Here is a 23,218-nt window from a genome sequence, read left to right as displayed (position 1 = left end):
GTCACACGGAAGGCACGGCATCCGCCTGATCACGCTCAGGTCGGCCCGGCGGACGCGGTCCGGCGAGAACTCCCAGGGCAGCGACCAGGACCGACGTCAACGGGGCTGCCAGCACCAATCCGGCCGGCGACATCCAACCCGCAGCGGCGGACATCCCCGCGACGACGGCCGGGGCGACCCACGCGATCGCCTGCACCGTGCCCGCGGCCCAGCCACGACGGTGCAGCCATGCGGACGCGAGCACGGCCCATCCCGCCGACGCGCCGCAGGCGAACAGCCAGCCGGAACCCGCGGCGATCGCGGCCCATCCGGCCCAGAGGATCGCCAGCCCCACGAGCAGCGGGAGCAGCGTCGCGTAGTCGGTCAGGAAGCCGCAGACCGGTCCCTGCTCGGCGTGCCCGGACGCCGGCGCTGCGGCGGCGGACCCGGGACGCGCCGCTACGGGCAGCACGCCGTCTCCGTGGCGAGGGAGTCCGGCGTCGGCAGGCCTGCGTCGGCGGCGATGCGGGTCGACAGCACGGCCGCGTCGGCTCCGACGAACCCGAGCAGCGCCGACCCGCGGCTGCTCTGCCAGGGCAGACCGATGAAGTACAGCCCCGGGACGTCTGTGACGCCTGCAGTGTGGCGGGCCTGGCCGTCGACGGCGACGCCCGGTACGTGCAGCCACGAGTAGTCGGAACGGAAGCCGGTGGCCCAGACAACGGCGTCGATCTCCGCGCTGCTGCCGTCGGCGAAGTGCGCAGTGCGACCGGTGGCCCCCGTCAGCCGCGGCCGAAATCCGACTCCGCGACGCCGCAGCCGGCTGCTGCGGGTGCCGATGACGAGGTCGCCCCGGGCGCGGAGCCGGCGGGCGATGCGGCTGTCGGCGGGCACGGTGAAGAAGCCGGACTTCGTGAGCCAGAAGAACAGGTCGCGGCCGGCGATGCGCTGCGGCAGCTCCGCCGGTCGGGAGCCGACGGCGACGGTCACCGAGCAGCTGTGGGCCAGTTCATCGGCGATCTGCAGGCCGGAGTTCGCGGCACCCACGACCAGCACCCGGCCTCCGGCAGGCAGCTGGCCCGCGTTCCGGTAGTCGGCGCTGTGCAGCTGCGGCAGCGCCGGGTCGAACCGGTCGCTCAGCGCCGGGGTCCACGGCGTCTGGAACGGCCCGGTGGCGACCACGACCTGCCGAGCCCGCAGCACCTCGTCCGGAGTCCGGACGGCGAAGGTGCCGTCGTCCTCGCGGTGCACCCGCTGCACCGGCGAGTTGAGCCGCACCGGTAGCTGGAAGTGCTCGGCGTAGGTCGCCAGGTAGTCGGCGACGTCGTCCTTGGTCGGGTGCGTGTCGGCCGGCGCCGGGAACGGCAGCCCGGGCAGCGAGTCGTACTGCGCCGGGCTGAACAGCCGCAGGGAGTCCCAGCGGGACCGCCACGAGGATCCGATCTCCGGACCTGCGTCGAGCAGCAGGAAGTCGGCGGAACGACGGCCGAGGTGATGCCCGAGGGCGAGGCCGGCCTGGCCGGCACCGATCACGATCACGTCGAGGGTCTTCGTCATGACCTGGACGCTAGGAAAGCCGGTGACGCATCACGCCGGGAGAATCGCCAGGTCTCACAGCTCGAGCGACAGGGCGGTCAGCTCCGCCCGGGAGGCGACACCGAGCTTGCTGAAGACGTTGCGCAGGTGGAAGTCGACCGTCCGCGGGCTGACGAACAGCTGCGCCGCGACGTCGCGGTTCGACAGGCCCTGGCGCACGAGGCCGGCCACCTGACGTTCCTGCGCGGTGAGGTCCGTGGCCGTGGAGACGTCGCGTCGCCGCGCGGTCTCCCCGGACGCGCGCAGCTCCTGGGCCGCCCGCTCCGCCCACGGGATGGCGCCGAGCTCCTCGAAGAGCGCGAGCGCGGACCGCAGGTGCTCGCGGGCGTCGACCCGCCTGCGGGCGCGACGCAGATGTTCGCCGTAGGCCAGCTCCGTGCGGGCCCGGTCTGGCATCCGCAGGGACTTCGCGTGCGCCGCCAGCGCCGCCTCGAAATGGCCCGCGGCATCCTGCCCCTCGGCCATCAGCGCCCGGCCGTGCTCGACCACCGCGTTCGCACTGGGGGTTCCGGTGCCCTCGGCGAATGCGGCGACCTCCTCGACCCAGGAACCGAGGACGTCGACGTGCCCCGCCCGGAAGGCGACGTCGAACAGGTCGAGGGACGCCAAGCGGCGCATCATCGGCAGCTGGATCTGCTGCAGGTGGTGGAGTGCGGTGACCGGCTGAGAGGACGCTCGGACTCCGCGACCCCAGAGGACCATGTCGACGACCTGCCGGTCCGTGACGCCGAACGGATGCTGATCGCGGAGGGCGGCGGCCTCCGCGAGCTGACGGTCGGCCCCTTCCTCCCCGCGCAGCGCGGCGACCAGGGCGAGCTGCGCGGTCGGCAGGGTCGTCATCCCCGCGGAACCCGTGCCGGCCGTCAGCGACAACGCCTCGGCCGCGGCCGCAGCCGCCGCCGTCCACGCTCCGGTCGCCAGGTGCGACACGAAGCCGCGGGTCAGGGCGTGCTCCACCATCGACAGGGCGCCGGCGCGGCGCGCGGCGATCAGCTGGTCGTCGTGCAGCCGCAGGCTTCGCTCGTCGTCGTCCATGACCCACGCGGCAATGGCCAGGTTGGGCTGCAGCACCGAGTCGCCCTCGAGCGGATCGGAGTCGGTGAGCGCGAAAGCACACGCGAACGCCTCCGCCGCCGCGCCGTGGTCGGGGCGCGCGAGCGCCCGGAAACCGTGCATCAGGTGGAATGCCACGCGCGCGTGGACGGGTGCCTCCCCGGGCGGAGCCGGGACCAGCGCGACGGGATCGAAGGTCCGTGGTGAGCGGGCGCCGAAGACCGACAGCGAGGCCGAGAGCATCGCGAGCCGGCCCGCCATCACGTCATCGGCGCCGGCCGCGGCCTCGGCGGCCCGCAGCACGAGGTCGTAGCCGTCGTTCAGCGACCGGGTGTTCCACTCGATCTGGCCCTGCAGGGTCAGCAGCCGCGCCCGCAGCACCGGCTCGGTGACCTCCGCCGCCGCGGCGGTGGCCAGCGCCGCCGCCCGTGACGGGTGCGCACCCGACCACGCCGACGAGGCAGCCAGGTACAGCCGCCGCCCGCGATCCTCCCCCGCCGGGGTCAGCTCGGCGGCGCGGGACCAGGCCGCGGCCGCGGCCTCATGGCCACCGCGTCCCGCTGCCCGTTCGGCCACCTCGTCCAGGGCGGCGACCACCTGCTCGTCTGGCCGGTCGGCCGCCGCGGCCAGGTGCCAGGCGCGCCGGTCGGGGTCACCCCCCAGGACGTCGGCCAGCGCCCGGTGCACAGAGCGACGCTGAGCACTGGTCGCCGCCCGGTAGACCGCCGAACGGACGAGCGGGTGGTAGAGGGCGACGGCGTCGCCGTCCACCGCCACCAGCCTGGCGCGCTCTGCGGCGTCCAGGGCGTCCTCGCCCGCACCGAGTTGCTCGGCGGCGTCCCGGACGACGGTCAGTCGACCGGTGTCGTCCGCGGCGGCGGCGAGCAGGAATCGCTGAGCCGGCTCGTCCAGACGGCGGAAGCGGTCGAGCAACGCCCGCTCCACACCCCCGGTCAGCGGCAGCTGCGCCGGTAGCGGCGCACGACCGGCCAGCTGGTCCGACTCGAGAGCGCCGGCGAGCTCGCCGAGCGCGAGGGGATTGCCGCCGGTGCTCGCCACGAGGCGGTCGCGCACCTCAGGGTCCACCTCGGCGCCGCTCCGCGCCGAGAGGATGGTCGACGCCGCCTCGCCGGAGACCCCGCCCAGGACGACGGCCGGCAGATCGGGCGTGTCGAACCGCCGGGCGTCGCCGTCACGAGCGGCGAACAGCAGCGCTATCCGCTCGTCCTGCAGGCGCCGAGCCACGAAGAGCAACGCGGCGGTCGAGGCGTCGTCGAGCCAGTGCGCGTCGTCCACCACGGCGACGACGGGCATGTCCTCGGCGGCCTCGGCGAGCAGGCTCAGCGTGCCGAGGAACGTCAGGAACCGGTCGCCCTCACCCTCGGCCTCGCCCATCGCCGCCCGGAGCGCCGTGCGTTGCGGGGTGGGCAACACGCCGATGCGCCCTCGGATCGGCCAGAGCAGCCGCTGCAGCGCGGCGAAGGCGAGGGGTGACTCCGACTCGACCCCGGACGTCCGCAGCACCCGCATGTCGGAAGCCGAGGACAGGACGTCGTCCAGCAGCGTCGACTTCCCCGAGCCGGCGACTCCGCGGACGACGAGGGCCCCGCCGCGGCCGACGCGCGCGGCGTCCAGCACCGCGGCGATCCGCACCCGCTCGACGTCCCGTCCGGCCAGCACGGGCGGAACGGTACCGACCGACTCCGGCTGCCGAGCCCTACCGATCCCGGCGAATTTCCCGGCGTGAGCGACCGGCTCGGACGCGACCGTGACTGCGACCGACCCACATCTCGAGGAGGAGACATGTCGACCCACGCGATCGACGCCCACGCGGCGTCGACGTCCGACGCGGACGAGCCGCGCCGGCCCTGGACCATCTTCGCGCTCATGATCGCCGCGCAGTTCATGGTGATCCTGGACGTGTCGGTGGTGAACGTCGCGCTGCCGTCCATCAGCGAGGCCCTGCAGCTGTCCGCCGCCGACTACCAGTGGACGATCAGCGCCTACGTGCTGCTGTCGGGCGGACTGCTGCTGCTCGGCGGCCACATCGCCGACCTGCTGGACCGCCGCCGCGCCTTCCTGGCGGGGATCGGCCTGTTCACCGCGGCCTCGTTGGTCAGCGGCGTGGCGCAGACGCCGATCATGCTCATCCTGGCCCGTGCCGGCCAGGGCGCCGGTGCCGCGCTGCTCACGCCGGCCGCGCTGTCGATCATCATGACCGCCTACGCCGGCCGACAGCGGCAGACCGCTCTGGCCGTCTGGGGCACGGTCGGCAGCCTCGGCATCGCCGCCGGGGTGCTCTTCGGCGGCGCGCTCACCAGCGCGCTGGGCTGGCGGGCCGTGTTCTTCATCAACGTGCCCATCGGCATCGCCGTCGTCGTCGGGACGATCAGGTCGGTCGGGCGCGGCGCCACCGCGACCGGAGCGCTGCGCCGGCTCGACGTGCCGGGTGCCCTCACGCTCGTCGGAGGTCTGCTCGCGCTGGTGTTCGGGATCGAGGCCACCCGCTCGGCCGGCTGGACCGCCCCGCGCACCTGGATCCCCCTGCTCCTGGCCGCGATCCTGCTCACCGGGTTCGCCCGGCTCGAGCGGCGCAGCGCCGACCCGCTGGTCCCGCCGCACACCTGGCGGATGCGCTCGCTGGTCTCCGCCTCGGCGGTGATGGCAGGGGTCACCGGCGTGGTGGTCGGCGCCATCTTCCTGACGTCGCTGTACCTCCAGTCGATCATCGGTTCCTCGCCGGTGGTGGCCGGGCTGCAGTTCCTGCCGCTGGCCGGCGCGATCACCTTCGCGGCTGCCGGTGCGTCCAAGGTCATCGGCCACGTCGGCTCGCGCACGCTCATCCTCGGCGGGCTGGTCGTCATGGCCGCCGGCGTCCTGCTGCTCGCCGCGAACGCCGGTGGGACCTCGTACGCGGCCGACGTCCTGCCCGGCTTCCTGCTCGTCGGCGGCGGCGTCGGCCCGATGTTCGTGGCGATCGCGGTCGCCGCGATGGGCGACGTCCCGGCGGAGAGCTCCGGCCTGGCGAGCGGGCTGATGATGACCGGTCACGAGATCGGCGCCGCCATCGGTGTGGCCGCGCTGACCGCGGTCGCCGGCGACCTGGCCACGAGGTCGGGACTGATCGACGGCTACGGCACCGCGTTCCTCGCCACCGCCGGCGTCCTCGCCGCGCTGTTCGTGCTCACGCTGCTCGCCGTCCCCGGTGGGAGGCCCACGGCGGCCGTCGCCGGCCACGGGCACGCGCACGGCCACGGCCACTGATCGCCCCCGGCTCTCGCCCGGGAGATCCCGGCGATTTCCCCGGCGAGAGCCGCCCCGTCCCCCAGCAAGTCTTCGTCCTGTCCGATCCACCACCCACTGAAGGAGTTCCGATGCTGTCCGACACGCCCCGCACCTTCGTCGGCTCGACGACGTTCACCGTCACCGGCATGACCTGCGACCACTGCCGGCGCGCGGTCACCCAGGAGATCTCGGCCGTCGAGGGCGTCGAGTCCGTCGCCGTCGACCTCGCCTCCGGCACGGTCACCGTCAGCACCGACCAGCCCGTCGACCGGGCCGACATCGCCGCCGCCGTCGACGAGGCCGGCTACGTCCTCGTCCCCTGACCTCACCCGATCCCTGACCTGTTCTGGAGAACCGATGCACACCACCCACCCCGCGGAGCCAGTGCCCGCGGAGCACCGGCTGAGCGCCAGGAGGTTCGCGCTCCACTTCGCCGAGATGGTCGCGGCGATGGCCGTCGGCATGGTGGCGCTGCACCCCGTGTGGATGCTCGTCCTCGACGCGTTCGGCGCCGGCAGCGTGATGGACAACCCGTACTCCGGAGCGCTGATCATGGCGACGAACATGACGGTCGCCATGTCGGCCTGGATGAAGTTCCGGGGCCACCGCTGGCGGCCGATCGCCGAGATGGGCGCGGCCATGTACCTGCCCTTCCTGGTGCTGTTCGTGCCCTTGGCGCTCGGGTTCATCAGCGACGGCGCCCTCGTTCTCTGGGGCCACGTGCTGATGCTCCCGGCGATGGCCGTGGCCATGGTGCTGCGCCCCTCCGAGTACGCCCACTGCTGAACCGGGACGGCGGCGGGACAGGCACCTGTCCCGCCGCCATCCCGACCTGACCGAGAGAGGAACCTCCATGACCACCACCACCACCGTGACGGTCCGCCGGGCCACCCCGGCCGACACCGCTGACGTCGCCGCGATGGTCCGCGAGATCGCCGCCCACGAGGACCAGTCCGCGCACGTGCACGTGGACGACGAGCAGTGGCGCGGGCTGCTGGCCCGGCCCGACGTCGTCGTGCTGCTCGCCCAGCGGGACCGCGCCCCCGTCGGCTATGTCTCCGCCGTCCGCCAGCTGCACCTCTGGACCGGCGGCGACGTCCTCAACCTCGACGACCTGTACGTCCGCCCCAGCCATCGGGACGCCGGCGTCGGCCGCCTCCTGATGGCGTCCCTGGCCGGGCTCGCCGCCCCGGACGAGCTGATCATCCGGTGGGGAATGGAGGTCGACAACGTCGACGCCCAGCGGTTCTACCGCCGGCTGGGGGCCACCCTGCGGCCGAAGATCCTCGCCGCCTGGCAGCCCCCCGCGTACCGGGGCCTCCTGTGACCACCGCCGTGTCCCGGAGCCTTCGGCGGCCGGTGCTCTGGGGCGTCGCCGTCGGCGTCGGCCAGGCCGCCTCGCCCCTGGCCTTCCCGTGGCTCGACGCCGCGACGGTGTACGCGCTCGGCCTGGCGCTGATCGCCACCGTCTACATCGGCTTCGCCGTCGCCGACGGTCGCCGGACGGTTCTCGCGGTGGAGCTGGCCGTGGCGACCGGGTTCGTCGTGGTCGCCACCGCGGTGCCCGTCCTCCCCTGGCTCGTCGTCGCCGGCCTCGTCGGTCACGGCCTCAAGGACATGTGGCAGCACCGCACCCAGTTCGTCGCCAACACCCGGTGGTGGCCGCCGTTCTGCGCCGCCGTCGACTTCGCCGCCGCCGCGCTCATCGCCGTCCTCCTCGCTGCGGGAGTGACCACCTGAGCGCCGAACCTGGCGAATTTCCCGGTCCGACCCCGGTGACCGCCGCGAACGATCGCCGGTAGCCGACACAGCCCTCGATCAGGAGTTCCGATGACCACCACGGCGCCGAGCCCGAGCACCGAAGCGACCGCCAGCTGCACCCTCGACATCGGCGGCATGACGTGCGCGTCCTGCGTCGGCCGCGTGGAGAAGGCGCTCAACCGGGTGGACGGCGTCACCGCCGCCGAGGTCAACCTGGCCACCGAGGTCGCCACCGTCCGGTTCGACCCGGCCCAGATCGGCCTCGCCGAGCTCACCGCCGCCGTCAGCAAGGCCGGCTACACCGCCCGCCCCCGGCACGACGCCCCGGCGACGACCGAGCCCGGCGGGCCCGGCGACGACCGCGACGACGAGGCGCACCTGACCTCGCTCAAGCGCCGCTGGCAGGTCACCCTCGGCGTGGGGCTCGGCCTGATGGTGCTGATGTACGTGCCGCTCTACCTCGACGCCATGGACTGGCTGATGCCGGCGATCCTCGTCGTCGCCACCGTCGTCCAGTTCTGGGCCGGCCGGGACATCTACCGCGCCGCGTGGACCGCCGCCCGGCACGGCTCCACGAGCATGAACACCCTGGTCGCACTGGGCACTGGCGTCGCCTACGGCTACAGCGCCTTCGTCACGCTGTGGCCCGCCGCCGCCGAGCGGTGGGGCCTGCCGCTGCACGTCTACTTCGAGACGTCGCTGGTGATCCTGGCGCTGGTCCTCGCGGGCCGGTGGATGGAGGGCAAGGCGAAGAAGCGCACCGCCGCGGCGATCACCGCGCTGGTCGGCATGACCCCCAGGACCGCGCGCGTGCTCCGCGACGGCGCCGAGATCGACGTGCCCGTGGAGCAGGTCGTCGTCGGCGACCTGGTGCGTGTGCGGCCGGGCGAGAAGCTGCCCGTCGACGGCGTCGTCACCGACGGCGTGACCGCGGTCGACGAGAGCATGCTGACCGGCGAGAGCCTGCCGGTGGACAAGACGGCCGGCGACCAGGTCATCGGCGCGACCCTCAACCGCACCGGCACCATCGTGCTGCGGGCGACCGCCGTGGGCGCGGACACCGCCCTCGCGCAGATCGTCCGGCTGGTCGAGGACGCGCAGGGCGCGAAGGTGCCGCTGCAGCGTCTGGCCGACCGGGTGTCGGCCTGGTTCGTGCCGATCGTGCTGGGTCTGGCGGCCGCCACCTTCGTCGTCTGGGCGCTGTTCGGTGGCGACACGGGCGGCATGACCATGGCGATCACCACGACCATCGCCGTCCTCATCATCGCCTGCCCGTGCGCTCTCGGGCTGGCCACGCCCACCGCGGTCATGGTCGGCACGGGGCGCGCGGCCGAGCTCGGCATCCTCATCGGCAACGGCGACGCCCTGGAGACGGCGCGCCGGGTCACCGCCGTCGTCCTCGACAAGACCGGGACGATCACCCGCGGCAAGCCCGAGTTGACCTCGGTCACGACCATCGGCGGGTGGGCCGAGGACGACGTCCTGGCCCTGGTCGCGTCCGCGGAGACCGGCAGCGAGCACCCTGTCGGCGAGGCGATCGTCGCTGCCGCGTCGGCGCGCGGGCTGCGGCTGCCGGCGCTGCGGTCCTTCGACGCGGTGCCCGGCCACGGCATCGACGCCGTCGTCGGCGACCGGTCGGTGCTGGCCGGCAACGCCGCGCTCATGGCCGCCCGAGGGGTGGACGTCGAACCGCTCGCCGGCACCGCCGCCACCGAGGCCGCACACGGCCGCACCCCGATGTTCGTCGCGGTCGACGGACGGCCGGTCGCCGTCGTCACCGTCGCCGACACCGTGAAGCCGGACTCCGCCGAGGCGGTCGCGCAGCTGACCGCCCTCGGGGTGCAGGTCTGGATGCTCACCGGCGACAACCGCGCCACCGCCGCGGCCATCGCCGACCAGGTGGGCATCGAGCACGTGCTCGCCGAGGTGCTGCCCGCCGACAAGGCCGCCACGGTGCGCGAGCTGCAGGCACAGGGTCACGTGGTCGCGATGGCCGGCGACGGCATCAACGACGCGGCGGCGCTGTCGGCCGCCGACGTGGGCATCGCCATCGGCACCGGCGCCGACGTCGCCATCGCGGCGTCCGACATCACGCTCGTCGGCGGGGACCTGCGCGGCATCGTCTCCGCCATCGCGCTGTCGCGCCGGACGGTGACCACGATGAAGCAGGGCCTGGGCTGGGCATTCGGCTACAACCTGCTGCTCGTCCCGGTCGCCGCGGGCGCGCTGTACTGGTGGAACGACCTGCTGCTCGACCCGGTCCTCGCATCGGCGGCGATGGCGATGAGCTCGGTCAGCGTGCTCACCAACGCGTTGCGCCTGCGGCGGTTCCGCCGTCCCGCGACGGCCGCGGAGATCCTGCACCCGCCGCTGCGCGCCCGGATCGGCCAGTACGCCTACCTGACCGGCGTCGCGGTCGTCGCCCTCGCCCTCGGTGCGGGCCTGACCGCGGTGAGCCGGATGGACTTCGCCGAGCGCGGGATGAACGGCCAGCTGGCCTGGGTGCAGGGCACCGGCATGCCGATGCGGCCCGCCATGAGCGAGATGATGACCGCCGAGGTGCCGCCGGTGGAGGCCGCCGACGCAGGCATCGACGTCCGGCTCGCCCTGCCTGCCGACGTGCGGCCCGGCGAGCCCACCCGGCTGCTGATCGACGTGGTCGACGCGGCCGGAGCCCCGATCGAGGACCTCACCCGCAGCCACGAGGCGTGGATGCACCTGATCGCGACGCGTGCCGACCTCGGCACGTTCGCCCACGTGCATCCCGAGCCGACGGGCCGTCCCGGTCAGCTGGCCGTGGACATCACGTTCCCGACCGCCGGCGAGTACGTCGTCAACACCGAGTTCCGGCGGCAGGGCGAGATGGGCGACGTCCACCAGCGGCAGGTGGTCACCGTCGCCGGCGCGGCGCCGGCCCCGGTGGCGCTCGCGGAGAGCCCGCGGAGCGCGGTCGTGGACGGGATCCGGGTCGAGCTGGGCGGTGCGGCGGCGGCCGGCGGCCGCAGCGACCTGCACTTCTCGGTCACCGACGCGGACACCGGTCGCCCGGTCGACGACCTGCAGCCGTACCTGGCGGCGGCCGGTCACATCGTGGTCATGCGGGCCGACGGGCAGACCTTCGCCCACGAGCACGCCGAGGTGACCGATGCGGGCGGCCGCCCAGTCTTCGCCCTGCCCGGTCAGACGTTCGGACCGGAACTGGAGGTGCACGCGGAGTTCCCCACCTCCGGCCTCTACCAGCTGTGGGCGCAGTTCCGGCTCGCCGACGGCGATGTCATCACCGTTCCGTTCACCGTCCGGGCGTCGTGATGCCGGTTCCCTCACGATCAACCCAGATCGGCGAGTTCTCGGCGGGCGGGGGTGCATCGACCCGTCGGCGTCGCAGGAGCACACGGTGTCGTCCGCGCCACCCGGGTGGACCGCCGCGTCGTCGTCCGAAGCCACCGATGTCGGCTGGTGGGCGCTCGCACCGCACTTCCCCGTTCCGCCCAGGCACTCACCTGCGTGCCGATGTCGACGGCCCTTCTGCTCAGCCGAACCCGCCGGCGTCTTCGCACCGCCGAGCCGCCGTGGAGCAGCTCCGCACCTCGTCGGCTCCCACAGGTGCGACGGAGGAGTGCCGCGCGGATTCCCCAGCCTTCCCAAGCCGGCCATGCCGGTTCGATCCCGGTCACCCGATCCACCGCGACGGCGCGGTCACTGCTCTTGTGCGTCCCGCGACCCGAACCCTTCGGCAGCGCTGATCAGGGGCCGCAGCACCTCGAGTGCAGCCGTCAGCATGTCGCTGACACGAGCGCTCTCGATCCACAGCAGGAAGTCGTCGGCGGCGAACCGCCATTCCGCTCGGATGTCGGCCTGCGCACACCGGGCGGCGTGCTCGTGGGTCAGGACGGCGTGGGCGAAATCGTCGTCCTCCCCGAAGAGGGAGTACTCGTCTCGCCATGCCTGGTGGGCGATGGGGATCTCGCCGCCGACGAGCCGGTCGCCGTGCCAGAGGAGTCGATCCTTGCGGACCGCCGTGAGCGGAGGCACGGCATGGTCGAGGTCGACGACGCACACCAGGAAGTTGCGAAAGGCGTCCCGTTCGTTCGTGTCGTCGCTCAGCAGGACGTAGTGGTACTCGAAGGCGGTGATGGAGCGGCCGTGCAGGCTGCCCCGGACGACGTTCCGTGCGCGCCGCCAGGTGCCGATGCCGAACGGATAGCTCTCCCAGCGGTGGGTGAGGTCCCGACGGCTGTGGACGTGCTCCAGGGCGTGTTCCGCGGCGAAGCGCTGCGCGACCGCGTGGTCGTCGTCCACGGAGCGGGATGAGGGGGGCATGGTCGGTGTACCTACACGTGCCGGGGCGCGTGCGTCTGCTCCGTCGGACCGAGCGTCATGACATCGCTCGGCCTCGTCCGGTCGCACCGGCCCCGCCGGGTAGGGAGCGGGTCGCTCATCGGCACACGCCGCTCTGCTGTGGTCGCTGTGGCGAAGGCGTGACGGGAGCGAGTCTCGGCGCGAGAAAGTGGTCTGTCAAGTCCTCTTTTGCTCATTCTGGACGAGCAGAGCACCCGGCCGGCACGGGGACCGCGGCCGTCCACGGACGGGCCGGCCACAGGATCCCGGCCGCGTCGTCCGGCCGGTCACCCTTCGAGAGGACGACGACGTCGGACGAGACTGGCGGACGAGGGTCCTGCCATAGGCTGACGGCCATGTCCGGCGCCGTAGACGAGCTCCCGCCGGCTCGCCGTCTGACGAGGCGTGGCCTGGCGACCCGCGACCGGATCGTGAGCGCGGCCGCCACCCTGATGCACACCAGGGGCGTCAACGCCACCACGCTCGACGACGTCCGCGTCGCGAGCGGGACCAGCAAGTCGCAGCTCTACCGGCATTTCCCCGACAAGGAGTCGCTCGTCCAGGCGGTGATCTCCCGCCAGGCCGAGGGGGTGCTGGAGAGGCATCGCCAGCGCCTGGAGCGGCTGAACTCGATCCGTGGACTCGAACTGTGGCGCGACGGAGTCGTCCAGCGCAATGCGCTCCGCAACGGCGCCTACGGCTGCGAGCTCGGTTCGCTGGCGAGCGAGCTCGCCGACCAGGACGAAGCCGCCCGCCTCACTCTGAACGAGCACTTCCACACGTGGCAGGGACTGCTCACCTCCGGCCTCGCCCGGATGGTCGAGGCCGGAGCGTTGCGGCCGGACGCGGATCCCGACGCCCTGGCGACAGGCCTCATGGCCGCCCTGCAGGGGGGCTACCTCCTGGCCCAGACGGCGCGCGACGTCGGCCCCATGCAGATCGCGCTGGACATGGCAGTCGCGCACGTGAAGTCGTTCGCGACCACACCCGAAGCCTGAGGACGGCGCTCCGGCAGCGCGTCACCTGACCGTTCCGACGGCCTCACCAGGTCGGGAAGAACTGGACTTGACAGTCCACTTTACGAGCCACCATGCTGCCCTGGCACACGACCCCGGCGGCCAGGAGAGGCGCGACATGGCCGGTTCGCGGTGGAGGTTCGCGGCTCTCGTCCGCGGCTGCCACGCGATCGCGGGGCGACCGTCACCAGCAGCTCGAAGGATGGCCCCAGTGGTGTCTGACCGTGACCTCCCCGACGACGACGGGAACTCCGGCTACGGGAACCCCCTCTCCCCCGAGGAGAGCGTGGACGAGGACGTGTTCGGGGAGGATGTCGCCGACGGCTACTCGCCGGGGGAACGCCCCTACGGCGTGACGGCCTGGGGGGTCACGGCCTACGAGGAATCCACGCACGAAGGCCTGGGACGTCGCCTCGCTCGGGAACAGCCGGAGTACGCGGCCGAGCCCGAAGGGGACGGCATCGGTGACACGGTCGGCACCGACGGCGAACTGATCGACGACCAGGTGGGAGACCGTCGAGCCGGACGCCTCGTCCTCGGCGCGATCGACGACCTGGACCCGCGCTCGGACTACTGGGCGATCGACGCCGGCATCGACGGCGTCGGCGCCTCGGCCGAGGAAGCCGCCGTCCACGTCATGCCGGACGGTTTCTTGTCCGACGACCGGCGGCTGGGCTCGTGACGGGCGAACGCTGCCCGCGACCGCGTGTACGTGCAGGCGACCACTGGATACGAGGAGGTGCCCGATGAGGGCGGTCGTGGTGAGCGATCAGGCCGCGGGAGCGGCCGGGATGAGTCTGCAGGAACGGCCCGAGCCGTCGGCAGCGATCAACGACGTCGTCGTCGAGGTCCGTGCGTCGGGATTCGTCGGGACCGAGTTGGAGTGGCCCTCCACCTGGGCCGATCGGCTCGACCGTGACCGGACGCCGTCGATCCCGGGGCACGAGGTGGCCGGGGTGGTCAGGGCTCTCGGTTACGGCACGACCGGGCTGTCGGTGGGGCAGCGGGTGTTCGGCCTCACCGATTGGCACCGCGACGGCACCCTGGCGGAGTTCGTGGCCGTCGAGGCGCGCAACCTCGCACCGCTGCCGGGCGACGTCGACTTCACGGTGGGCGCCAGCCTGCCGATCTCGGGCCTCACCGCCTGGCAGGGACTCTTCGTCCACGGCCGGCTCGAGGCGGGGCAGAGCGTGCTCGTGCACGGCGCAGCGGGCGCGGTGGGGACGATGGCCACGCAGCTCGCGCGCGAGTTCGGCGCACGGGTCGTCGGTACCGGCCGCGCAGCCCATCGCCAGGTCGCGCTCGACTTCGGCACGCACGAGTTCATCGACCTGGACGACGACGCCCTGGAGGAGGTGGGCGGGGTCGACCTTGTTCTCGACCTCATCGGCGGCGACGTCCAGAAGCGGTCCGCGGGCTTGATCCGCCCGGGCGGAACGCTGGTGTCCGTCGTGGGACCGGTCGCAGCCCGACCCGCGGACGGCCGGGCCGTCGACTTCGTCGTGGAGTCCGATCGCGCGCAGTTGGGTGAGATCGTCCAGCGGGTGCGGGACGGACGGCTGCGGACGAACATCGGCACCGTCGCGCCGCTCGACGACGCCGTCGCCGTGCTCGACCCGACGCAGCGACGCCAGGGGAAGACCATCATCCGCGTGGACGCGTCGGGAGGCGGCTGAGCGCCTCGGGCTCCCAGCTCCCGCCTCGTTCTGACGGCCGTGCTCGGCGCCCTCGCCCGGCAGGGACGAGGAGGATCTCCTGCTACTCCTCGATCACCGAGAAGACGTTGCCCGCCGGGTCGGTGAACCAGCCTTCTCGACGTCGGCCACCGGGAAGTTGAGCACCGTGAAGGTGGCCGGCTCATGGTTGGGCTTCCCGTACGCGACCACGTCGGTGCCGCCGCCGAGGTGGGGCCGCATGATGCCCTCCATCCCCTCGTCGGAGACGCGCAAGCGGGCTATCCGGGGGCCCGCCCGCCGCACGGCGGCGGGGCCGGCCCTCGGCGGGCACGATGGAGGAGTGCCGGAGGGAGACAGCGTCTGGAAGGCGGCCCGGCGGATGCGCGCGCACCTGGTCGGCCGCGCCGTGGTGCGCAGCGACTTCCGCGTGCCGCAGCTCGCGGCGGCCGACCTCGGAGGACGCACCATCACGGCGTTCGACTCCTACGGCAAGCACATGCTCACCCGCTTCAGCGGCGGGATGACGCTGCACACGCACTTCCAGATGGACGGCGCCTGGCAGGTCGTCGGCCCGGGCAAGCGACTGCCGCGCACCTTCGACGACGAGATCCGGCTGGTCCTCGAGACCGACGGCCCGACGGCGTACGCGCTCCGCATGCCGGTGCTCGAGCTCGTCGCGACGGATCGGGAGCACGAGGTCGTCGGCCACCTCGGGCCGGACCTGCTCGGGCCCTCGTGGGACGAGGACGTGGCCGTCGAGAGGCTGCTGCGCGAACCCGGACGGCCGCTGGTCGAGGCGCTGCTGGACCAGAGGAACCTCGCCGGCATCGGCAACCTCTGGGCCGTCGAGACGTGCTACCTGCGCGGCCACTCCCCCTGGACACCCGTGTGCGACGTCGACCTGCGTGCCACGGTCCGCCTGGCCCGCCGGATGATGCAGCACTCGCTCGACCACCCCGGCCAGGTCACCACCGGCAACACCCGTCGCGGCGAGACCCACTGGGTCTACGGGAGGGCCGAGCGCCCGTGCCGTCGGTGCGGCACGCCGATCGCCTTCCGCGACTCCATCACCGGCACGCCCTACTCACGCGAGACCTGGTGGTGCCCGCACTGCCAGCCCGGGCCCTTCCCGTCGCTGGCCGAGCGGCCGACCCGCCCCGGATTCCGGCGCGGCGTCAACGAGGAGTCGTTCGGCTCGCGCGGCCGGCGGCTGCGCGGCGAAGCCGGGTACGCCCGACGCCCCCGCCGCTGACGAGGCACCCGCCGCCCCGCTACTCCTCGATCACCGAGAAGACGTTGCCCGCCGGGTCGGTGAACCAGGCGATGAGCGGGCCGCCCTCGCGCATGATCCCCTTGGCGTCGGTGGGCGGGTTCTCGTACTGCTCGAACCGGACGCCGCGCGCGGTCAGCTCGTCGACGGCCTTCTCGACGTCGGCCACCGGGAAGTTGAGCACCGTGAACGTGGCCGGCGCGTGGTTCGGCTTCCCGTACACCAGCACGTCGGTGCCGCCGCCGAGGTGGAGCCGCATGATGCCCTCCATCTCCTCGTCGGAGACGCGCAGGCCCAGGGTCTCCTCGTAGAAGCGGCGCGCGGCCACCGGGTCGCTGACCGAGAAACCGCTGAAGGCAGGGCTGTCGCCGAGCATGAGATGTCCCCTCTCGAAGGTCCTGCTCCTAGGACCCGTCGGCCGCCCGGGAATCATCGGCGGCGCCCGGCGTCAGTCGACCAGCGTCGGCAGGCCGAGCCTCGCGAACAGCTGGTTGCCGTCGAGGTCGAGGAAGCTCGAGATGTGGGCGATCCGCCCGTCCTCCACCTCGAGCACGTGCAACGCCCAGGGCTCGCGACCACCGCCCTCCTTGCGCGGCTTGTACTGCGCGAAGGCCGGCGTGCCGTTGGCCGGGGCCTCGATGATCACGGAGTCACGGCAGGCCGCGCCCGGGCCGAGCATCCAGGTACCGATGTCCTCGCGACCGCGCAGCCACATCTCGAACGGAGGCATGTGCTGGGTCGCGTCCTCGTGCAGCAGCCGCACGAAGGCGTCGATGTCGTAGCGCTCGAACGCGTCCACGTACCGGGCCAGCAGCTGGCGGTCCTCGGCGTCCAGCTCCCGCCGCGGCTCGGGCACCCCGCCGGAGGCCGCCAGCGTGGCCCGGGCCCGTTGCAGCGCGCTGTTCACCGAGGCCACCGTGGTGTCGAGCAGCTGGGCCACCTCGTCGGCCTTCCACCGCAGCACCTCGCGGAGGATCAGCACCGCCCGCTGGCGCGGCGGCAGGTGCTGCAGCGCCGCGACGAACGCCAGCCGGATCGACTCCTTGGCGACCGCGCGCTCCGCCGGGTCGCCGTCCTCGGGCAGCACCTGGCGGTCGAGCACCGGCTCGATCCACGCCGTCCCCGGCCGGCGGGCGGCGAGCGAGGACTCGACCGGAGGCGAGGGCGAGCCGGCCAGGTCCATCGGCAGGGCGCGGCGCTGCCGGCCGGACAGCTGGTCGAGGCAGACGTTGGTGGCGATGCGGTACAGCCAGGACCGCAGCGCCGACCGGCCCTCGAAGTCACCGAGCCCGCGCCACGCCCGCACCATGGTCTCCTGCACCGCGTCCTCGGCGTCGAAGGACGAGCCGAGCATCCGGTAGCAGTAGCCGGTCAGCTCACGGCGGTGCTCGAGCAGCCGGGGATCGAGCTGGTCCGCCGGGCCGATCGCGACGCTGGTCACCTGTGACCACTCCTCGGAAGTCGATGTGCCGAGCAGCACATCACAGGTCACCGACAGTTCGGCAGTCCCCGGACGCAGGTGCGCCCGTCCTCACCCGGTCGGGGCCGCGGCTGCTGGACTTCGTACGGGGCGGCCGCCAGCATTCCGTCCGAGATGACACGTTCCCCGTGGTCGGGCCAGCCCGACCTCCAGTCGGCCAGCCAGCGGGATGGGTCCGGGCGCCGTCCGGCACCAGGCTCGACGGCATGACCACAGACACCGCAGTACTGCCGACCATGGCCTTCGAGACGCCCGACCCGCCGGCCCGGCCGGACCGGCTCGGCGTCGTGCGCCAGCTCGGCATCGACTCCGCCTACACCCTCGTCAGCTTCCCGGTCGCGATCGCGGCGTTCGTCGTCGTCGTGACCGGTCTCAGCCTCGGTGCGGGCCTGCTCGTGATCTGGGTGGGCGTGGCGGTCCTGGCCGCCACCCTGGTCGCGGCGCGCGGCTTCGCCGCGATCGAGCGCGCCTGGCTGCCCAACGTCCTCGGCCGCCCGGTCCCGAGCCCCGCCTACCGGGTGCCCGAGGGGAGCGCCGTCCGGAAGCTGATCACCCCGCTGCGCGACCCGCAGACCTGGCTGGACGCACTGCACGGCCTGGTCCGCTTCCCCCTCGCGATCGCCTCCTTCGTCGTCACGGTGACGTTCTGGTCGGCGGCCCTCGGGGGGATCACCTACGGCGCCTGGGACTGGGCGCTGCCCGACGCCTCCACGGACCCGGACAACATGGACCTGCTCGAGCTGCTCGGCTTCGAGAGCTCGGCCGGTGCCCGGATCGCCCTCTCCACCGCCATCGGCATCGTCTTCGCCGTCCTGCTGCCCTTCGCCGTCCGCGGGATGGCGCTGCTCCAGGCGCAGCTGGGCCGCGTGATGCTGACCTCCCGGGCCGCGACCCAGGCCGAGCTCGGCCGGCTCACCGAGGGCCGCAACGCCGCCGTCGCCGCCGAGGCGGTCGCGCTGCGGCGGCTGGAGCGCGACATCCACGACGGGCCGCAGCAGCAGCTGGTCCGGCTGAACATGGACCTCGCCCGCGCCCAGCGGCAGCTCGAGCGCGACCCGGCCGCCGCCCACGCGGCGCTCGGCGAGGCGGCCGGCCTGGCTCGCGAGACGCTGGAGGACCTGCGGGCCCTCTCCCGTGGCATCGCCCCGCCGGTGCTCGCCGACCGCGGCCTGGCGGCAGCGCTCGCCGCGATCGCCGCCCGCTCCCCCGTGCCCGTCGACCTCGCCGTCGACCTGCCCGCGGACCGGCTGGCACCGGTCACCGAGAACACCGCCTACTTCGTCGTCAGCGAGGCGCTGGCCAACATCGCCAAGCACAGCGACGCGACCACCAGCCGGGTCGAGGTCCGCTGCGCCGGCGACCGGCTGCGCGTCGTCGTCGAGGACGACGGCGCCGGCGGCGCGGTGATCGCGTCCGGTCACGGGCTCGCGGGCCTGGCCGACCGCCTGCAGGCGGTGGACGGCGTCCTGACCGTGGACAGCCCGCGCGGCGGACCCACCCGGCTGACCGCGGAGCTGCCGTGCGCGTCGTGATCGCCGACGACTCGGTCCTCCTCCGCGAGGGCCTGGTCCGCCTCCTCGAGGAGGCCGGCACCGAGGTGGTCGCCGCCGTCGGCGACGGCCCCTCGCTCGTCCGGGCGGTGCGCGAGCACCGCCCGGACGTCGCCGTGGTCGACGTCCGGATGCCGCCCACCCACACCGACGAGGGCCTGCGCGCAGCCGTCGAGGCCCGGCGGGAGGTGCCGGGGACGGCGGTGCTCGTCCTCTCCCAGTACGTCGAGGTCGCCTACGCCGACGAGCTGCTCGCCGACGGCGCCGGCGGGGTCGGCTACCTGCTCAAGGACCGGGTCGCCGACGTGGACACCTTCCTGTCCGCGCTCGAGGACGTCGTCGGAGGAGGCACCGTGCTCGACCCGCAGGTCGTCGCCCAGCTCTTCGCCCGGCGCCGCGCCGACGACCCGGTCCGGCGGCTCACCCCGCGCGAGCGGGAGGTGCTCGGCCTCATCGCCGAGGGCCACTCGAACGCCGCCATCGCCCGGATCCTCGTCGTCACCCCCGGCGCGGTCGAGAAGCACACCCAGCACATCTTCGCCAAGCTCGGCCTCGCCCAGGACGACGACCAGCACCGGCGGGTCATGGCCACGCTGGCCTACCTGCGCGGCTGACCGGAACTGGTTGGCGGACCGTCGGACCCGCCCGGTAGACAACGTCCGTGGCCGACGACATCTACGACCAGCTCCGCCCCGCGACCGCCGAGGAGTGGCCCGAGTTCCTCGCGACGATGGCCGGCGCCTTCGGCGAGACGCCGGTCGGGCCCTACGTCGACACCCCGTCACCGGTCGCCGAGCTGGACCGGTCGCTGGGCCTCTGGGACGACGGCCGCGTGGTCGCCACCTCCGGCATCTACAGCCGGGAGCTGACAGTGCCGGGAGCGCTGGTGCCGTGCGCCGGCGTCACGTGGGTGACCGTCGCCCCGACCCACCGCCGCCGGGGTGTCCTGACCTCGATGATGCGGCGCCAGCTCACCGAGCTCCACGAGCAGGAGCGCGAGCCGGTCGCGGCGCTCTGGGCGTCGGAGCACCCCATCTACGGCCGGTTCGGCTACGCGCCCGCCACCGTCCGGGCGCCGCTCTCCGGTCCGGTGGCACGGCTGCGGCTGCGCCCGGACGTCGATCTCGGCACCGGCCGCGTCTCCATCGTCGACGAGGCCGCCTACCGCCCCGCCGCCGCCGCCGTGCACGACGTGGTGCGCCGCGCCGTGCCGGGCAACCTGGCCCGCGACGACCGCTGGTGGGACCGGGAGATGGCCGACCTCCCCGAGCACCGGCACGGCGCCACCGCCCGCCGGTACCTCCTGCACACCGAGACCGACGGCACGGTCACCGGGTACGCCGCCTACCGGATGAAGGAGAGCTGGACCGAGACCGGGCACCCGGAGGGGACGCTGACCGTCGAGGAGGTGCGCGGGCTCAGCACGCCCGCCTACGCCTCGCTCTGGCAGGTGCTGCTCTCCGTCGACCTGGTCAGCACGGTCCGGCTGCAGCGCGCCCACCCCGACGACCCGATCCGCTCCATGGTCACCGACGCCCGGGCCCTCACCGGCCCTCCGCGCGACGGACTGTGGGTCCGCCTGGTCGACGTCGGCCGGGCGCTCTCCGCCCGGCGGTACCCGGCTCGCATCGACCTGGTCTTCGACGTCCGCGACCCGTTCTGCGAGTGGAACCACGGGCGCTGGCACGTCTGGGGCCACCCCTCCGGCGCCTTCTGCGAGCGCACCGACCGCGACCCGGACATCGCCCTCGGCATCGAGGAGCTGTCCGCGGCCTACCTGGGCGGGACGTCGCTGGCCACGCTGCAGGCCGCCGGCAGGGTGAGCGAGATCAGCCCCGGCGCGGTCACCCACGCCTCCACCGCGTTCGGCTGGCCGGTCACCCCGTGGTGCCCGGACGACTTCTGAGGCCGCCGCATGACGTGGGACGCCTCGCGCGAGGCCTTCGCCGACGCCGCCCGGTGGTTCGTGGGCACGACCGCCCTGGTCGGCGAACGGTGGGCGGAGCCGGGCCTCGGTGAGTGGGACATCCAAGCCCTGGTCGGCCACACCAGCCGCTCGCTGCTGACCGTCGAGGCCTACCTGGCCCAGCCGGCGGAGTCCGCGGAGATCGACTCGGCCGCCGGGTACTTCCGCGCCACCAGCACGATGTCCGCAGGTCCTGCCGTGGCCGAACGCGGACGGCAGGCGGGTGCGGCTCTCGGGGACGACCCGCCGGCCGCGGTCGCAGCGATCGCCGCCCGGGTGGTCCCGCTGGTGGGCGCACGGACCGGCGACGAGCTGCTGACCACGGTGGCCGGCGGCATGCGCCTGGCCGACTACCTCCCGACGCGGACCTTCGAGCTGGTCGTGCACACCGCCGACCTCTGCGCCGCGCTCGACCTCCCGGCCGACGTCCCGCCGAGCGCAGCGGCCCAGGCGCTCGCCCTGGTCGCCGAGCTCGCCGTCAGCGGCGGGCGCGCCGGCCCGTTGCTGCTGGCCGCGACCGGACGGACCGGCCTGCCGAGCGGCTTCTCGGTGCTCTGACCGGGCGCTACGGTCGGCCGCATGGGCGACTCCGGCAGGAACTCCTGGACCCTCGCGGTGGACCGCTCGGACCTCGCCCGCACGCGCCGCCTGGCCACGCCGGTCCCGGACCCCGCACCCGGGGAGGCCGTGCTCCGGGTCCAGCGGGTCGGCCTGACGGCCAACAACGTCACCTACGCCGTCCTGGGCGACTCCTTCCGCTACTGGGAGTTCTTCCCGACCGAGCCCGGGTGGGGCGTCGTCCCGCTCTGGGGCTTCGCGGAGGTGGCGGAGTCCCGGGTCGACGGGCTCGCCGAGGGCACCCGTGTGTACGGGTACCTGCCTTTCGGGAGCCACCTGCTCGTCCGTCCCGGCCGCGTCGGCGAGCGCGGGTTCCGGGACACGAGCGACCACCGGGCGACGCTGCCCTCGCCGTACAACGCCTACGCCGCGACGACCGGCCACCCGGCCTACGAGGCCGACCGGGAGGATCTCCAGGTCCTCTTCCGCCCGCTGTTCTTCACGTCCTTCATGCTCGCCGACTGGCTGGACGACTCCGACGCCATGGGCGCCGAGCGGATCGTGCTGTCCTCGGCCTCGAGCAAGACCGCCTACGGGACGGCGTTCGAGCTGCACCGCCTGGGCCGGGAGGTCGTCGGGCTCACGTCCCCCCGCAATGTCGCCTACACCGAGGGCCTGGGCTGCTACGACGCGGTGCTGCCCTACGACGCGCTGGACCAGTTGTCCCCCGATGTGCCGACGCTGTACGCAGACCTCGCCGGCGATCCCGCCCTGACGGCACGGGTCCGCGTCCAGCTCGGCTCGTCCCTGCTGCACGAGGTCGTCGTCGGCGTGACGCACCAAGATGCCGCCACCGCGGGCACCCTCGCCGACACGGGGCCGGCGATGTTCTTCGCCCCCGACCAGATGCGCAAGCGCATCGGCGAGTGGGGGCGCGAGGGGCTCGACAGCCGCTTCGCCGACGCCTGGCGTGCCTTCGCCCCGCTCGCCGATCAGTGGGTCGACGTCGTCGTCTCGGCCGGGCCGGACGAACTGGAGCGGGTCTGGCAGGACGTGCTGGCCGGCCGCGCGGACCCCCGCACCGGCCACGTCATCACGTTCTAGGCGGCCGGTGAGCCCTCAGCGGAAGCTCGGGCTCTGTGGGCAGCCCACCGGCGGGGCGGTGCCGGTCGCGCTCGTAGTCGCTGATCAGCCCGATCCGGCGGACGTGCCGCTCGTCCTCGCTGAACGGCGTGCGCAGGAACTCGAGCACCAGCTCGGTCGCCTCCTCCGGGCTGTGCTGGCGGGCGCCGACCGCCACGACGTTCGCGTCGTTGTGCTGGCGTGCCAGCTGCGCCGTCGAGGTGTTCCAGACCAGGGCAGCCCGGACGCCGGGCACCTTGTTCGCCGCGATCTGCTCGCCGTTGCCGGATCCACCGATGACGACGCCGAGCGATCCCGGCTCGGTGACGGTCCGCTCCCCCACCTCGAAGCAGAAGGGCGGGTAGTCGTCCTGCGCGTCGTACTCGAACGCGCCGCAGTCGACCGGCTCGTGACCGGCGTCGGTGAGTGCCTGCTTCAGGTGCTCCTTGAACTCGAGGCCTGCGTGGTCGGTACCGATGAAGACGCGCACGGGCGCGAGTCTGTCAGGCTCCGGGCGTGGCGGTGCTGGGGGTCGACCGCTGGAAGGGCGCCTGGTTCGCTGCGCGGC

The 23,218-nt window shown here is 73.5% G+C and carries 23 protein-coding genes; 15 read left to right on the top strand and 8 right to left on the bottom strand.

What is annotated here, in order from left to right; translation table 11 throughout:
• Position 1 precedes the first annotated feature (1 nt).
• The 3 genes from DCS98_RS10920 to DCS98_RS22975 are packed head-to-tail and all read right to left on the bottom strand — an operon-like array spanning position 2 to position 4,308.
• Positions 2 to 451, bottom strand: a complete 450-nt coding sequence (locus DCS98_RS10920) for a hypothetical protein (RefSeq protein WP_116451380.1) — start codon at positions 449 to 451, stop codon at positions 2 to 4.
• Entirely contained in the window at positions 439 to 1,536 is a 1,098-nt protein-coding gene (locus DCS98_RS10915) for a flavin-containing monooxygenase (protein ID WP_116451379.1), read from the bottom strand. The genes DCS98_RS10920 and DCS98_RS10915 overlap by 13 nt, the downstream gene beginning before the upstream one ends.
• Positions 1,537 to 1,590: 54 nt before the next feature.
• Positions 1,591 to 4,308: an ATP-binding protein gene (locus DCS98_RS22975; protein ID WP_164704508.1), complete on the bottom strand. Its 2,718-nt coding sequence runs from the start codon at positions 4,306 to 4,308 to the stop codon at positions 1,591 to 1,593.
• A 123-nt stretch (positions 4,309 to 4,431) separates the two neighbouring features.
• Between DCS98_RS22975 and DCS98_RS10895 the strand changes: the two genes are divergently transcribed.
• The 6 genes from DCS98_RS10895 to DCS98_RS10870 all read left to right on the top strand — a co-directional run bounded on the left by DCS98_RS10895 (position 4,432) and on the right by DCS98_RS10870 (position 10,983).
• On the top strand, positions 4,432 to 5,892 hold the full coding sequence (locus tag DCS98_RS10895; protein WP_116451377.1) for an MFS transporter: 1,461 nt from the start codon (positions 4,432 to 4,434) through the stop codon (positions 5,890 to 5,892).
• A 110-nt stretch (positions 5,893 to 6,002) separates the two neighbouring features.
• Positions 6,003 to 6,236, top strand: a complete 234-nt coding sequence (locus tag DCS98_RS10890; protein WP_116451376.1) for a heavy-metal-associated domain-containing protein — start codon at positions 6,003 to 6,005, stop codon at positions 6,234 to 6,236.
• 34 nt (positions 6,237 to 6,270) lie between these two features.
• On the top strand, positions 6,271 to 6,699 hold the full coding sequence (locus DCS98_RS10885) for a hypothetical protein (protein WP_116451375.1): 429 nt from the start codon (positions 6,271 to 6,273) through the stop codon (positions 6,697 to 6,699).
• Positions 6,700 to 6,766: 67 nt separating this feature from the next.
• Entirely contained in the window at positions 6,767 to 7,240 is a 474-nt protein-coding gene (locus DCS98_RS10880) for a GNAT family N-acetyltransferase (RefSeq protein WP_116451374.1), read from the top strand.
• On the top strand, positions 7,237 to 7,653 hold the full coding sequence (locus DCS98_RS10875; RefSeq protein WP_164704507.1) for a hypothetical protein: 417 nt from the start codon (positions 7,237 to 7,239) through the stop codon (positions 7,651 to 7,653). Before DCS98_RS10880 ends, DCS98_RS10875 begins: the two co-directional genes overlap by 4 nt.
• Positions 7,654 to 7,743: 90 nt before the next feature.
• Positions 7,744 to 10,983: a heavy metal translocating P-type ATPase gene (locus DCS98_RS10870; protein WP_116451372.1), complete on the top strand. Its 3,240-nt coding sequence runs from the start codon at positions 7,744 to 7,746 to the stop codon at positions 10,981 to 10,983.
• Between the two features lie 387 nt (positions 10,984 to 11,370).
• Here DCS98_RS10870 and DCS98_RS10865 read toward each other — a convergent pair whose 3' ends face one another.
• Positions 11,371 to 11,994 (bottom strand): hypothetical protein, encoded by a 624-nt coding sequence (locus DCS98_RS10865; protein ID WP_164704506.1) that lies wholly within the window; start codon positions 11,992 to 11,994, stop codon positions 11,371 to 11,373.
• Between the two features lie 374 nt (positions 11,995 to 12,368).
• Here DCS98_RS10865 and DCS98_RS10860 point away from each other — a divergent pair, with 374 nt between their 5' ends.
• From DCS98_RS10860 to DCS98_RS10850, 3 genes are all read left to right on the top strand, one after another.
• Positions 12,369 to 13,010: a TetR/AcrR family transcriptional regulator gene (locus DCS98_RS10860; protein ID WP_116451370.1), complete on the top strand. Its 642-nt coding sequence runs from the start codon at positions 12,369 to 12,371 to the stop codon at positions 13,008 to 13,010.
• A gap of 232 nt (positions 13,011 to 13,242) precedes the next feature.
• Entirely contained in the window at positions 13,243 to 13,710 is a 468-nt protein-coding gene (locus tag DCS98_RS10855; protein ID WP_206340194.1) for a DUF5709 domain-containing protein, read from the top strand.
• A 64-nt stretch (positions 13,711 to 13,774) separates the two neighbouring features.
• Positions 13,775 to 14,704: an NADP-dependent oxidoreductase gene (locus DCS98_RS10850; protein WP_116451368.1), complete on the top strand. Its 930-nt coding sequence runs from the start codon at positions 13,775 to 13,777 to the stop codon at positions 14,702 to 14,704.
• 93 nt (positions 14,705 to 14,797) lie between these two features.
• On the opposite strand, the gene DCS98_RS10845 is transcribed toward DCS98_RS10850, so the two are convergent.
• Positions 14,798 to 14,944, bottom strand: a complete 147-nt coding sequence (locus DCS98_RS10845; RefSeq protein ID WP_206340193.1) for a hypothetical protein — start codon at positions 14,942 to 14,944, stop codon at positions 14,798 to 14,800.
• A gap of 100 nt (positions 14,945 to 15,044) precedes the next feature.
• Between DCS98_RS10845 and DCS98_RS10840 the strand changes: the two genes are divergently transcribed.
• Positions 15,045 to 15,956, top strand: a complete 912-nt coding sequence (locus tag DCS98_RS10840; RefSeq protein WP_116451367.1) for a DNA-formamidopyrimidine glycosylase family protein — start codon at positions 15,045 to 15,047, stop codon at positions 15,954 to 15,956.
• A gap of 19 nt (positions 15,957 to 15,975) precedes the next feature.
• Here DCS98_RS10840 and DCS98_RS10835 read toward each other — a convergent pair whose 3' ends face one another.
• Complete coding sequence (locus tag DCS98_RS10835; protein WP_116451366.1) at positions 15,976 to 16,350, bottom strand: VOC family protein; 375 nt, start codon at positions 16,348 to 16,350, stop codon at positions 15,976 to 15,978.
• A 72-nt stretch (positions 16,351 to 16,422) separates the two neighbouring features.
• The gene (locus tag DCS98_RS10830; protein WP_116451365.1) at positions 16,423 to 17,415 is read right to left on the bottom strand and encodes a sigma-70 family RNA polymerase sigma factor; all 993 of its coding nucleotides are present in this window, start codon (positions 17,413 to 17,415) and stop codon (positions 16,423 to 16,425) included.
• A 245-nt stretch (positions 17,416 to 17,660) separates the two neighbouring features.
• Here DCS98_RS10830 and DCS98_RS10825 point away from each other — a divergent pair, with 245 nt between their 5' ends.
• The 5 genes from DCS98_RS10825 to DCS98_RS10805 are packed head-to-tail and all read left to right on the top strand — an operon-like array spanning position 17,661 to position 22,632.
• Positions 17,661 to 18,986 carry a sensor histidine kinase gene (locus tag DCS98_RS10825; RefSeq protein ID WP_241037574.1) on the top strand — a complete coding sequence of 442 codons (1,326 nt, stop codon included), beginning with the start codon at positions 17,661 to 17,663 and terminating at the stop codon, positions 18,984 to 18,986.
• Positions 18,974 to 19,618: a response regulator transcription factor gene (locus DCS98_RS10820; protein ID WP_116451363.1), complete on the top strand. Its 645-nt coding sequence runs from the start codon at positions 18,974 to 18,976 to the stop codon at positions 19,616 to 19,618. The genes DCS98_RS10825 and DCS98_RS10820 overlap by 13 nt, the downstream gene beginning before the upstream one ends.
• A gap of 47 nt (positions 19,619 to 19,665) precedes the next feature.
• Complete coding sequence (locus tag DCS98_RS10815) at positions 19,666 to 20,910, top strand: GNAT family N-acetyltransferase (protein ID WP_116451362.1); 1,245 nt, start codon at positions 19,666 to 19,668, stop codon at positions 20,908 to 20,910.
• A 9-nt stretch (positions 20,911 to 20,919) separates the two neighbouring features.
• Positions 20,920 to 21,528: a maleylpyruvate isomerase N-terminal domain-containing protein gene (locus tag DCS98_RS10810; protein WP_116451361.1), complete on the top strand. Its 609-nt coding sequence runs from the start codon at positions 20,920 to 20,922 to the stop codon at positions 21,526 to 21,528.
• 21 nt (positions 21,529 to 21,549) lie between these two features.
• Positions 21,550 to 22,632, top strand: a complete 1,083-nt coding sequence (locus DCS98_RS10805) for a DUF2855 family protein (RefSeq protein ID WP_116451360.1) — start codon at positions 21,550 to 21,552, stop codon at positions 22,630 to 22,632.
• Here DCS98_RS10805 and DCS98_RS10800 read toward each other — a convergent pair.
• Positions 22,622 to 23,140 carry a ribose-5-phosphate isomerase gene (locus DCS98_RS10800; RefSeq protein ID WP_116451359.1) on the bottom strand — a complete coding sequence of 173 codons (519 nt, stop codon included), beginning with the start codon at positions 23,138 to 23,140 and terminating at the stop codon, positions 22,622 to 22,624. The two genes, DCS98_RS10805 and DCS98_RS10800, sit on opposite strands and share 11 nt — an antisense overlap.
• Positions 23,141 to 23,218: the final 78 nt, after the last annotated feature.

The sequence above is a fragment of the Blastococcus litoris genome (assembly GCF_003075095.1).
Lineage (GTDB): Bacteria > Actinomycetota > Actinomycetes > Mycobacteriales > Geodermatophilaceae > Blastococcus_B > Blastococcus_B litoris.
Note: the sequence above shows the minus strand (reverse complement) of the source record. Positions and strands in the feature narration are given on the sequence as shown.